Origin of the sequence: Desulfonema magnum, from assembly GCF_017377395.1 — a bacterium.
Classification (GTDB): Bacteria; Desulfobacterota; Desulfobacteria; order Desulfobacterales; family 4be13; genus Desulfonema_C; species Desulfonema_C magnum.
In genome coordinates this window covers 7,695,123-7,708,226 of sequence record NZ_CP061800.1, presented here as the reverse complement: position 1 = coordinate 7,708,226, position 13,104 = coordinate 7,695,123, and the positions used below count along the sequence as shown (strand labels likewise).

The following is a 13,104-nucleotide window of genomic DNA, read 5'->3' as shown; positions in this document are numbered from 1 at the left end:
GCGCAAAAATGCAACCTTGTCTTATTTCCGGCTGCGTCCGTCCTTTTTTGGCAGAGAGAGGCCCAGGGACTTTATTTTTCGGAAAAGCGTGCTTTTGTGTATGCCCAGATCCCGGGCTGTTGCGATGCGGTTATTGTTGTTGCGCTTCAGCGCGTCAAGAATGGTCTGGGCTTCCATGGCTCTGACGGTGTTTTTTATATCATCCGGCCCCGGGGTTCGCGGATTCGACGCTATAAAGTCCCCGGGAAGATGACAGCATTCGATCTCTCCCTCCCTGCAAAGAACAAACGCGTATTCAATGATATTTTCCAACTCCCGGATATTGCCCGGAAAGTCGTGAGCCATGAGACGTGCCAAAACCTCCGAACTCACGCCGGAAAGGGATTTGTCCTGCAACCGGTTGAAGCGTGTCACAAAATGTTCCGCGAGCATGGGGATGTCCTCTTTGCGTTTTCTGAGCGGCGGCAAATCAATTCTGACAACATTGATTCGATAAAACAGGTCCTGCCGAAAATTGTTATTTTTAACATGCGCGGCAATATCTTTGTTTGTCGCCGTGATAATCCTGACATCCGCGGTGACAGATGCTGTTCCGCCGAGCGGTTCAAATATTTTTTCCTGCAAGACCCGCAGGAGCCGAACCTGCAAAGCAGGAGTTATTTCTCCGATTTCATCAAGAAACAACGTACCGCCCCGGGCCAGCTCGAATCGTCCGGGCTTGTCCTTGTTTGCTCCGGTGAAAGCACCGGCCTTGTAGCCGAACAACTCCGATTCCAGCAGCGTGTCTGGCAGGGCACCGCAATTGACCGCGACAAAAGGCTTATTTTGTCTGGGACTCAGATTGTGAATGGCCCGCGCCACCAGTTCCTTGCCTGTTCCGGTCTCACCCTGGATAAGCACGGTGCTGTCACTGGCGGCTACCTGCGGAAGAATATCAAATATTTCACGCATGGAAACACTCCGGCTGATCAGATCCCCCATCTGAAAGCGTCCCTCAAGCTCCTTTCGCAATTCTTCAACCAGACTGAGGTCCCGAAAAGTTTCCACGCCGCCCACAATATTGCCGTTTTCGTCGCGAAGAAGCGCGGTGGAAACACTGATGGGAATACGCCGGCCCTCAGCGTCAACAATAAATGCTGACCTGTTTATGATGGGCGTTCCCGTGTCCATGGTGCGGCGCAAAGCGCAATCTGTCTCACACATGCTGGCACGGAAGACCTCGGAACAGTGCCTGCCAATCGCCTCTTCCCTGAGAATACTTGTAATTTCTTCTGCTGCCCGGTTAAAAGACGTGATTCGCCAGTCACTGTCAACGGTGAACACACCGTCAGAGATGCTTTCAAGAATGATTGTCGTGGGGTCAGAAGGCACCGACTTGTCAGTGTGTTTTTTTTTATTTTTTTGTGTACTCATAAATTGTTCACTTTTTCTATCATTGAAATTCAGCAGGATTCGAATTGGCAAATCCGAACCAGGCCCGCGGAATCTGCCAATTCCACAGGAGCATTTCATACATATTATATGCAGTCAGAAGCAGCATGTCACCGATCTGCCCCGCACTTACTTAAAAAATTTGTAAAATATGTGTCATTCGGGGTATGTCCCGCCTTTTACACAAGGACAGGTTTTATGTGTGAAAGGCGGGACACATCCGTTTTTTTGCCACGAAGGCACGAAGACACGAAGTTTCACGAGGTCTCTTTGTGATTCCTCTGTGTCTTTGCGGCTGATTTTTTCGGATGTGTGAAAAGCGGAAGCGGCCGTTTTTTTGCCACGAAGGCACGAAGACACGAAGTTTCACGAAGTCTCTTTGTGATTCCTCTGTGTCTTTGCGGCTGATTTTTTCGGATATGTGAAAAGCGGAAGCGGCCGTTTTTTTGCCACGAAGGCACGAAGACACGAAGTTTCACGAAGTCTCTTTGTGATTCCTCTGTGTCTTTGCGGCTGATTTTTTCGGATATGTGAAAAGCGGAAGCGGCCGTTTTTTTGCCACGAAGGCACGAAGTCTCTCTGTGGCTTTGTGGCTAATTTTTTCGGGTGTGTAAAAGGTGGGACACACCCGTCATTCGTGGTCATTGCCCTGCTTTTTTGGAATACTCTCCCAAGTATTTTATATAAAAAACGCTCATGAAAAACCCGGTTTTTTCCCCCAGTTATGAAAATATTTTCAGTGAAAACAGATAAAAAAACCCAGTTTTTCAGAAAATGTTTTTATGGTAAAAGGATTATCATCCATTTCTTATATAAAATCCTTGTAGCGAAAAGTCCGGGAAAATCAGCACGCTGTCTGAAAATTGCCAGTAAATTCAGGCAGCCGCAAAAAACCTGGTCATCGAGAATTTTTTTCAGTATTGACAAATAAAAATTAAAAATAGTATTTTAAAAAGTTTCAGTCAAACCAGACTTCCGGCCAGTGGAAATCGGCTCTGGATTTAATTATAAATATTGTAATTTTAAGATGTTACAACTTAGATAAACATCAGGCTTTTTATCAAAAGCATGTCATGGCAGTTGATAAGCTGTTGACAGACAAAAGCGAAAAATAGTATTTGGGACAAACCTGACAGTTTCGTAAAAAAACAAATTTTTAAAAATTTTTTATTTTTTTAAAATCAGAATATTATAATATAAAAACAAAATATTATGGCTTTTATGAGATTACTGAGCTTACACCTTGATATGTTGCAAAATCAGCCGGGCATTGACCATTATTTCAACCCATATCGTAATCTGAGCCTGAAATTTTCCATGTTTTCAAAAGCCGGAACATTATTCCGGGCCAAATAATGATCAAAACCCCTGTTATTAATTATAACCCATAAATTCAGGTAAGAAGATGATACTTACAGAAAGAACGCCCGAGATCAGCATCGAGAGTGAAATGAAAAAATCATATCTCGATTACGCCATGAGCGTGATCATCGGGAGAGCACTGCCAGATGTGCGTGACGGACTGAAACCCGTCCATCGCCGCATATTGTTTTCAATGCGTGAAATGAAAAATGATTGGAACAAAGCTTATAAAAAATCTGCCCGTATCGTGGGAGACACCATTGGAAAATACCATCCTCACGGAGATACCGCAGTATATGACACCATTGTGCGGATGGCTCAGAGTTTTTCTTTACGATATCCCCTTGTGGACGGTCAGGGCAATTTCGGTTCTGTGGACGGGGACCCGCCCGCGGCCATGAGATATACAGAGATCCGCATGTCAAAAATCGCGCATGAGACCCTCGCGGATCTGGACAAAGACACTGTTGATTTTATCCCTAACTATGATGAATCCTTAACAGAGCCGTCAGTACTTCCGTCAAAAATTCCTAATCTTCTCGTGAACGGCTCTTCCGGTATTGCCGTGGGGATGGCAACCAATATCCCGCCCCATAACCTTTCAGAGATTATTGATGCCATCAAAGCGGTCATAGATAATCCTGACATCACATGGCCGGAGCTGATGACATTTGTTCCCGGGCCTGATTTTCCCACCGCTGCCATGATCTACGGAACCAAAGGCATTAAAGAGGCTTACAGAACCGGCAGAGGAATCATCCGACTGCGGGCAAGGGCCATTGTTGAAAAAGACAAAAGAACCGGAAGAGAGACCATTGTTGTCACGGAGCTTCCGTATCAGGTCAACAAAGCCAGGCTTATCGAAAAAATTGCCGGGCTGATGAAAGATAAGCATATAGAGGGATTAAAATATGTAAGAGATGAATCTGACAGAGAAGGTATGCGTATTGCCATGGGGCTGAAGAAAGATCAGATCGCACAGGTGATACTTAATCAGCTATATAAGCATACGCAGATGGAAAACAGCTTCGGCATCATTTTTCTGGCGATTGTGAATAACCGGCCCCAATTGTTCAGTCTGAAAGAGATTCTGGAGCATTTCATTCTTCACCGCAAGGAAATCATTACCCGACGGACTCAGTATGATCTGAAAAAAGCAGAAGAACGCGCCCATCTCCTTGAAGGTCTGAAAATCGCGCTTGATAATCTGGATGAAGTTGTTTCCCTGATTCGGGAATCAAAAACATCAAAACAAGCCAAAGAGCGTCTGTTAGAAGTGTTCAGCCTCACCCCTGTCCAGGCCCAGGCGATTTTGGATATGCGCCTGCACAGGCTGACCGGTCTTGAGCAGGAAAAAATAATAGAAGAATATGAGAATGTTCTGAAGGACATCGCCACATATAGAGAAATTCTTGCCAGTGAGCAACTGGTGCTGAATATCATAAAAGAGGAGCTTTCCGAGATAAAAGAGGAATTCGGAGATACCCGTTGCACAGAGATCATCGAAGAAACAAAAGAACTCACGCTTGAAGATATGATTGTTGAGGAAGATATGGTGGTCACAATATCCAAAGGCAGTTATATCAAACGAAATCCCATTACGCTTTATCAGAGCCAGCGACGGGGCGGCAAGGGAAAAACCGCGATGGGAACCAAAGAGGAGGATTTTGTCGAACATCTCTTTGTGGCTTCCACACATCATACTTTTCTGTTTTTCACAAATCAGGGAAGGGTCTATTGGTGCAAAGTCTATGACATTCCCCAGGCAGGCCGGGCGAGCCGGGGCAAGGCCATTGTGAATCTTCTCAACTTCAGAGAAGATGAAATGCTCACCACAGTGCTGGCCGTGCCCGCGTTTGAGGCAGGTCATCATATTATCATGGCAACCAAAAACGGACTGGTCAAAAAGACAGACCTCATGGCATACAGCCGTCCCATGTCAGGGGGAATCATCGCCCTGAAACTGCTTCCCGGAGATGAACTGATTGCAGCAAGAATCACTGATGGTACGTTGAATGTCTTCTTAGGTTCTTATATGGGAAAATCCATACGGTTTCATGAGTCTGATGCCCGTCCCATGGGCCGCGCCACCAAGGGCGTAAACGGAATGAGACTCGCCCCGGGTGACCATATTGTGGGAATGGAGGTTCTGAGTTACGGCCAGACCTTATTTACCGTAACCGAAAACGGATATGGAAAACGAACCTCTATTGATGAATATCCTGTTCAGAAACGCGGCGGCAAAGGTGTCATCACCATCAAGACCAGTGAGCGGAACGGGCATGTTATTGCCATACTCCTGGTGGAAGAAGATGATGATCTGATGCTCATCGCTGACAGCGGAAAGCTTATACGAATGCACATCAGCAGTGTTAAGGTGATCAGCCGCAACACCCAGGGGGTAAAGCTCATGGACAGAGAACCGGATGAGCGGGTTATCGGCGCTGCAAGGCTGGCTGAAAAAGAAGAAGAAGAAGAAGAATAGGGGGATTTGTGATGTGTGATGTGTGATGTGTGATTTGATCAACGGCCAATCGCCAATTCCCAATTCCCAATCACAAATCCCCGATCACAATTCTCCGGTCACAATTCCCCGACCACAATTCACAAATAACAAACCACCAATCACAAATGACAAAACAAATGACAAATGACAAAGATATAAAAATAGGTGTGGTAGGAGGAGGAAGCTGGGGAACTGCGCTTGCCAATCTTCTTGCCTCAAAAGGTTTTAAAACAGACTTCTGGGTTTATGAGAAGGAAGTAAAAGCGCAGATCGAGGAATACAGGGAGAACAAATTTTTTCTTCCGGGCTTTTTTCTTTCAGACAATTTATTTCCATCAAATGATCTTATCGAAGTTGTTTCAAATAAGAATCTCGTCCTGATTGTTGTTCCTTCCCATGTGATGCGGGAAACCGCCCTTAAAATTGCCGGGCATATATCCGAGCAAACAATTATTGTATGCGCTTCCAAAGGGATTGAGAACGGAACCCATCTGACCATGTCCGGCGTGATTGCGGAGACGCTTCCCGAAGTTCCTGAGAGCCACTTCGCAGTTCTTTCCGGCCCGAGTTTTGCCCGGGAGGTTGCGGCGGAGTTTCCCACTGTTGTCACTGTGGCATCAAAGAACCATAAAACAGCTCAGTTTGTACAGCATATTTTTGCAACGCCGTTTTTCAGGGTTTACACAAATGATGATGTGACCGGTGCGGAGCTGGGCGGGTCTGTCAAGAATGTCATTGCCATTGCATCCGGAATTATAGATGGCCTCGGCCTGGGATCAAATACGCGGGCAGCCTTGATTACAAGAGGGCTTGCAGAGATTCGCAGGCTGGGTCTGAGGCTGGGGGCAAATCCGCGTACGTTTACGGGGCTTGCGGGTATCGGGGACCTGGTTCTGACATGCACCGGGGAACTCAGCCGGAATTATACGGTAGGCAAAAAAATAGGCCAGGGACAGACGTTGAAAGAGATTCTGTCTGAAATGCGGATGGTTGCGGAAGGGGTAAAAACGGCCAAATCTGTTTACAATCTCTCTCGCAAACTCGGTGTTGAAATGCCGATTTCCCATGAAACTTACCATATTCTTTATGATGATGTTTCTCCGAGAGAGGCAGTTTACAAGCTCATGACCCGGGATCTGAGACATGAGATGGACGAAGAATAAATATTTATTGATCCGGAGTGCGAAAATTGTATTTTCGCCATGAGTATCACTACGAATTTATGCGAAAATGTAATTTTCGCACTCCTTATGATTTCCAATGGATTAGCACTGTCTGTGGAAAATAAGGCGATTTCCAAGAATGAACATACCTGTTTTTAATTCCGCCGCCGGGTTTCTGCGCCGTTCCCCGCACAGCCCGGAAAGTTTTCGATCTGGTGAGACTTTTTTATTATGCCCGGAACCAGTGGATTCCTGCTTTCGCAGGCTTCGGCGTGAGCGTTCGACTGAGTTCACGCCGAAGTCTCAGTCGAACGGAATGACAAAAAAATCAGGTGCAAAGAAACGAAAAATAATGATAAGGGAACTCGAAATATATAACATACCCGATACAAAAAATGTAGGGTGGGTGGAGCGAAGCGGAACCCACCGCACAAGGTGGGTTCCGCTTCGCTCCACCCACCCTACATCTTCGGATATTTTATTTTTGGGGAAATCCCTAATCAACTATAATGATAACCAACTATGTTGAGAGAATAAACAAAAGGTTCGGAACAGGCATTTCAACAGAACACACTTTCAGGGGGGATTTGCAGAGTTTTCTGGAATCACTTGGCAGGGATGTGCTTGTGACAAATGAGCCGTCCCGCATCGCCTGCGGCGCGCCGGATTACATTATCACAAAAAAGAATATCCCAAGGTGGAACAATTTATCACCGCCTATCCGCAGGACGGCGACAATATTATTACTCGCAAGATTGTGAAAAAAGATTATGAAATCACTGATAAGAAGAATAAGGCAGGGCGAGTGCGGATAAACGACGAACAATATTTTGACAACGTGCCGAAAATCGCATGGGAGTTTTACATCGGCGGTTATCAGCCTGCCCGGAAATGGCTCAGAGACAGAAAAAGACGTGAACTGAATTTTGATGATATTCTGCATTATCAGAAAATAATCAAAGCATTGACAGAAACAGACAGAATTATGCAAGAAATTGATAAGATTGATTTTATGTAAATTAAAAAAGTTTGTTGGGAGAATACAGCATGACAAATGACAGATTTGATCAGGGCATTGATGAAGAGGAGATTTTAAGTGAGGATGAACCTATAGAAAAGCCTTATGATCCGAGCAAAATTCAGGTTGATGCCAGACCCATGACTGTATTACAGGTAATGCGAAAGATAGATTTCAAAGAAATCAACCTTCAGCCCGATTTTCAGCGTAATATTGTATGGGATGATATACGTCAGAGCAGACTGATAGAATCTGTACTTATAAGGATTCCTCTACCTGCGTTTTATCTGGATGCCAGAGATGATGATGAGTGGCTCGTTGTTGACGGGCTTCAACGTTTGACAACCTTGGATCGTTTTATCAATAAAAAAAAGCTTCGTTTAAATAATCTTGAGTTTTTAGGCAATCAGTTAAATGGAAAAAATTTTGATGAACTGCCGCGTAATTTTCAACGGGTTATTGAAGAGGCTTATTTGCATTTATATGTGATAAAACCAGATACCCCTGCTGAGGTGAAATTTTCCATTTTCTATCGTATCAACACAGGCGGAATGGTATTGTCACCACAGGAAATTCGTCACTGTCTGCATCAAGGGCAAGCAACAATTCTGCTCAAAGAATTGGCTGAGTCAGAGGAATTTCTGGAAGCAACCACCGGTTCCATCAACACCAAACGGATGGATGATCGGGAATGCGTACTCCGTTATTGTGCATTTCACCTTGTTTATACAGGTCTTATGCAGCAATATAACAAGCCGGACCTTAATCAGTTTTTAAGCGATGCTATGACTAAGATTAATGAAATGGATGTTTCTGCTATATTGAACCTTAAAAATTACTTCCTAAGATCAATGAGAATTTCAAAAGAAATTTTTGGAGAACATGCCTTTCGTAAAATGTTTGCAAGGAATGGGCGAAGAAATCCAATTAACAAGGCTTTGTTTGAGGTATGGTCTCAGTGTTTGGAACGATTTGATGACAACCAACTTTTTAGCAATAAAAACAGAATCATTGACGGCTTTATAAATGCGATGAATAATGATAAAGATTACATGGCATCAGTTACTCAGGGTACTGGCGGTGTAAAGAAAGTGCAAAAACGGTTTGCCACCACGATGCAGATAATAAATGAGGCATTGTCATGATCTCCAATTTGAGAATTGAACGATTTAAATGTTTTGAGGATGTAAATATAACCTTCGGTAAGATAACTCTTTTCGCAGGAATTAACGCTACCGGAAAATCAACGGTTATTCAGGCGTTGCTGTTGCTGAGACAGGCTTATCTCACAGGCGATCTGAAGGAGAACAAACTTCCCTTAAATGGTGATCTGATCAAAATCGGCACTGCCAAAGATGCCCTTTATTACGGAAGCCAGGAAGACTCTGTTGCTTTCACTTCAAACTTTAAAAATCCGAACCATTCGTTTCGTTGGACTTTTGGGTATGAGAAGGAGAATCCTGATAAATATTTTATGGAAGGCATTTCTTCGAACATGGCGGATTTACCCTCATCAGGAATTTTTGCCCCGAGATTTTTTTATCTTATGGCTGAACGTCTGGGCCCCCGTCTGACCTATCCGATGACAGAATTATCACATAAGGAGATGCACGTCGGCTTTCAGGGGGAACATACAGCGCATTGTCTGGCTAAGTTCGGAGATGATCCCATCCCAAATTCAGACCTCGCATTAAAAACAGATGAAGGGATCATCAATTCTTCCCTTGCACACCAGACCCAGCTTTGGATGCGGCAGGTCACACCTTATGTCATGTTTAACACCGAATCTGTCACTCAGACGGACTGGGTAAAACTGGGGATTAAGGTCTATGGCGAGCAGACGGATTATATGCGTCCTACAAATTTGGGATTTGGAATATCTTATACACTTCCCATCATTGTCGCCGCTCTCATGGCAGAACCGGGAACCATGCTGATTATTGAAAATCCGGAGGCTCATCTGCATCCTGCGGGCCAGTCACGGCTTGCTCAGTTCCTCGCCAAAGTTGCGGAAAACAGAGTTCAGGTTATTCTGGAAACCCATAGCGATCATATTCTTAACGGCCTTCGTATAGCGGTAAAGAAAGGTATAATCGCCAATTCTGATGATATGAAAATGCAATTTTTTTCCCGGGGTAAAACATTGGGAAGTAATATCGTGGAAAAGCCCCGAATTTTCAAAGACGGAGGTATAGATCGTTGGCCTGAAGGATTTTTTGATCAATTCGAGCGGGATTTGGAGGAGCTGTTCTGATGTATGTGTTTGTCAATGAGTTATCTTTTCAAGGGCAGGCTTCTGATCGTAATCACGCTCATGACTTAATGAATGAACTGATTTCAGTGATCAAACTCCTCAAATCCGTTCAAAATGAAGACCCTTTATGCACTTCGGAAAGACTGTGGGAAAAAGAGATTGCTTCACAATATAATGTCTTTCAATGGCTTAATAAAGCCAGCAAAGATCAGATGCGCTGGTTCAGGTTTGTTGTTCGGAAGGGCCCGTATATTGAAACGCTTTTGGATGAATATCTTGATTATCACGAATGCCGCCTTCATAGTGAGGATGTGAGTTCCAGTTCTCTGGCAGGTGCGTTCTTTTTTGACGGCATACTGACAAGTCTGCAAAATTCTGCCTTGTATGATTCGGAACGAATTTATCTTGAGTGCCAGGGAGAGGGAGATGCTGAAGAATCCGAAATTATCAATGTGTTCAATTCCAAACAATTGCCTCATGTTATTGATGAACTGACAAAAAGAATATTTCAGAATATTTCATCCTGGAAGGACCTGTGGACGCAAAAAGCTATTTTATATCAGGAACTTTCATTTTGCGAATGCGTCAGGGAGCAGTTGGACAGGCTTGATTTTTCGCCAACAAATGTAAAGATCATTCAGGAACATTTATCCAAAATGAATGAATACAGCGGAAAACTAACCAAAAATGAAAGCTTGCTGCCTGATTATCAGCAAATGGGGCTTGAAGCGACAAGAGAAACTAAAATTACACTGAAACACTATGGCTATCAAAGAGAATTTGTCTGTCCTGATGGAAAAAAGAGATTGTTTGAGTGGCATAGCAAACAAAAAGGGCAGAATTTGAGAATCCACTTCTGCCCCCCGAATGATAATAATAAAGGCTTCCTTATCGGCTATATTGGCCCGCATTTGGATACATACAAGTATCATTAAAACTCTTATTTCAATCAATGGGTAAGTTATGTTAGAATCATTTTACATAAAAAACTACAGACTTTTCAAAGAACTAAAAATCACTTCCCTGAAAAGGGTTAATCTGATTATTGGGAAGAATAATGTGGGCAAAAGTTCTCTTTTAGAAGCCCTTATAACTTATCTCAAAAAGGATGAAATAGGTAGGCAGATTTATACTTGGCCTCACCACAGGGGCGAATGGATAACAAATGACTCACTTCAGGATGTCTTAAACGGTCTGACATCGCTCTTTTATGACAGAAAAATTCTTAATCAGAAAAGTGAGGCTGTTTATATCGGAAGGGATGAGCAGACAGGTATTTTTTTTTATTTAGATAAGATAGATAAAAATCAGCCTGTCCTGATAATAGAAGACAATAATAAAACTGAGGAAATTCCATTATCCGACTTTAAAAACCATATATCATATTCGTCAGCTCAGACAAAACATAATATAGTCAGCGCGAATTTGCCTGATAGCAGCCTGAGACTGTCGTTGGGATGGAGTGAAATTGTATTAACAGATAAGGAAAATTATGTAATTGAAGCATTGCAGATTATTGACAAAGATATCCAACGACTTGCTTTCATTGATGAGACATCTGCGATAAAAAAAGCCATTGTAAAATTACGAAATAAGAGCCGGCCTGTCGCCCTGGGCAGTATGGGAGACGGGGCTGTCCGTGTACTCAGAACTGTGATTGCGCTTGTTTGTTGTGAAAACGGAACATTACTTATTGATGAATTTGAAAACGGACTTCATTGGTCTGTGCAAAAAAAATTATGGAAAATCATTTATCAAATAGCTGAAAAGCTGAACATTCAGATAATTGCTACAACTCACAGCCGGGATACCATCTGGGCATTACAGAAAATTGCTCTGTCCGAGGGGCATCAGGACGAAACAACAGTCATAAAACTGAAATTATTGCCTAAAAAGCAGATGATCAGAGCAGTGGAACTTGATATTGAAGAGGTGAAACTGAGTTTGGAACAAAACCTTGAAATCAGATAAGCCATGCAAAAACTTTTATTGGTAGAAGGTATAGACGATAAAAAGGTCATTGAAAAACTTCTGAAAAAGCGAAAAATAGCTTTTGAAGATTTTGAAATTAAGAACTGTGAAGGGATGAATAAACTCCTTAATCTTCTTCCGACAACAATTAAAACCGGAACCTATGAGGTTGTCGGAATTATCGTTGACTCAGATGATGTTTTAGCCGAAAGATGGCAGACATTGAAGAACAATCTTGACAAATCCGGATATGAAAATATTCCGACAAATCCGAATCCCAAAGGCATAATTCTGAGTGATGAAGAAGAAGAATTGCCTAAAATCGGAATCTGGCTCATGCCAAATAATCAGGTTAAAGGGACAATAGAAGATTTTGTTCGCTTTCTGGTTCCGGATAATGACGACTTATTACCCATTGCAAAGAAAAAAGTTGATGCGCTTATTTCGACTGGTAAAAACAGATTCACTGAAACTCAGAAATCCAAGGCCATTATTCATACATGGCTTGCATGGCAGGAAAGACCAGGCACTCAGCTTGGAAATGCCATTACTTACAGATTTGTTAAAACTCAGGAGTATATTGTTGACGACGGTAAAGCCAGCGACTTTGTCAAATGGTTAAAAAAATTATTCAGATAGCAATTCCATGGAAAAAAACACATCCCATAAAGGAAAAGGTCACAGAAAGCGGCTGCGGGAAAAGTTTCTTGACTCGGGGCTTGGCGGTTTCCTTGACTATGAAGTGATTGAACTGCTTCTGACCCTCGGAACCCCGAGAAAAGATTGCAAACAGGCTGCAAAAGACGCCTTGGAAAAATTTAAAACTTTCCAGGCCGTGTTTGAAGCGTCCTCTGAAGAACTTCAGGAGATTAAAGGGATCGGCCCTTCGAATCTGCTGGGGATCAAACTGATAAAGGCTGTTGCGGACCGATATCTTGAAAAAAAACTGATACAAAGAGATCCCATTAACAACTCAAAGGAACTGTTCGATTATCTCTATCACAACATGAGGGACAGGAACCGTGAATGCTTCAAAGTGATTTTTCTGGACGCGAAAAACAAAGTCATTACCACCGAGACACTCTTTGAAGGGACATTAACCGCGAGTTCTGTTTATCCGAGAGAAGTGGTTGCAGCGGCCCTGAGTCACCATTCTGCCGCGCTTATTTTTGCCCACAATCATCCCTCAGGCGATCCCAAGCCCTCGGCAGAAGATATTGCCATAACCCGTCAGCTTGTCTTTGCCTGCAAGGTGATGGGAATAACCGTTCATGAACACCTGGTAATAGGAAATAACACGTATTTCAGCTTTGCGGATCAGGGCTATATTGCCAAAATGAATCGTGAAAGCGAACAGTAACTCTTTGTCAATTATCAATTTTAGCAATGTCTTTGCACT

Annotated in this window: 10 protein-coding genes; 9 read left to right on the top strand and 1 reads right to left on the bottom strand. The window is 43.2% G+C overall.

All coding sequences use genetic code 11. The annotated features are described in order from the left end of the window. Positions 1 to 21: 21 nt before the first annotated feature. On the bottom strand, positions 22 to 1,413 hold the full coding sequence (locus dnm_RS29495) for a sigma-54 interaction domain-containing protein (RefSeq protein WP_207680439.1): 1,392 nt from the start codon (positions 1,411 to 1,413) through the stop codon (positions 22 to 24). A 1,423-nt stretch (positions 1,414 to 2,836) separates the two neighbouring features. Between dnm_RS29495 and gyrA the strand changes: the two genes are divergently transcribed. From gyrA to radC, 9 genes are all read left to right on the top strand, one after another. Continuing rightward, positions 2,837 to 5,278: a DNA gyrase subunit A gene (gene gyrA / locus dnm_RS29490; RefSeq protein ID WP_207680438.1), complete on the top strand. Its 2,442-nt coding sequence runs from the start codon at positions 2,837 to 2,839 to the stop codon at positions 5,276 to 5,278. A 158-nt stretch (positions 5,279 to 5,436) separates the two neighbouring features. Then, positions 5,437 to 6,462: an NAD(P)H-dependent glycerol-3-phosphate dehydrogenase gene (locus tag dnm_RS29485; RefSeq protein WP_246556141.1), complete on the top strand. Its 1,026-nt coding sequence runs from the start codon at positions 5,437 to 5,439 to the stop codon at positions 6,460 to 6,462. Positions 6,463 to 7,114: 652 nt separating this feature from the next. Continuing rightward, the gene (locus dnm_RS29480) at positions 7,115 to 7,480 is read left to right on the top strand and encodes a type ISP restriction/modification enzyme (RefSeq protein ID WP_276571917.1); all 366 of its coding nucleotides are present in this window, start codon (positions 7,115 to 7,117) and stop codon (positions 7,478 to 7,480) included. Between the two features lie 29 nt (positions 7,481 to 7,509). Then, positions 7,510 to 8,625, top strand: coding sequence for a GmrSD restriction endonuclease domain-containing protein (locus tag dnm_RS29475; RefSeq protein ID WP_207680435.1), 1,116 nt, complete (start codon positions 7,510 to 7,512; stop codon positions 8,623 to 8,625). Then, the gene (locus tag dnm_RS29470) at positions 8,622 to 9,734 is read left to right on the top strand and encodes a DUF3696 domain-containing protein (protein WP_207680434.1); all 1,113 of its coding nucleotides are present in this window, start codon (positions 8,622 to 8,624) and stop codon (positions 9,732 to 9,734) included. The genes dnm_RS29475 and dnm_RS29470 overlap by 4 nt, the downstream gene beginning before the upstream one ends. Beyond that, complete coding sequence (locus dnm_RS29465; RefSeq protein WP_207680433.1) at positions 9,734 to 10,669, top strand: hypothetical protein; 936 nt, start codon at positions 9,734 to 9,736, stop codon at positions 10,667 to 10,669. The genes dnm_RS29470 and dnm_RS29465 overlap by 1 nt, the downstream gene beginning before the upstream one ends. A gap of 28 nt (positions 10,670 to 10,697) precedes the next feature. Then, on the top strand, positions 10,698 to 11,705 hold the full coding sequence (locus dnm_RS29460) for an AAA family ATPase (RefSeq protein ID WP_207680432.1): 1,008 nt from the start codon (positions 10,698 to 10,700) through the stop codon (positions 11,703 to 11,705). Positions 11,706 to 11,708: 3 nt separating this feature from the next. After that, positions 11,709 to 12,344 carry a DUF3226 domain-containing protein gene (locus tag dnm_RS29455; protein ID WP_207680431.1) on the top strand — a complete coding sequence of 212 codons (636 nt, stop codon included), beginning with the start codon at positions 11,709 to 11,711 and terminating at the stop codon, positions 12,342 to 12,344. A 7-nt stretch (positions 12,345 to 12,351) separates the two neighbouring features. Further along, a complete protein-coding gene (gene radC, locus dnm_RS29450) occupies positions 12,352 to 13,065 on the top strand; it encodes a RadC family protein (RefSeq protein ID WP_207680430.1) in 714 nt (237 codons plus the stop codon). The last annotated feature ends 39 nt before the right edge of the window (positions 13,066 to 13,104 follow it).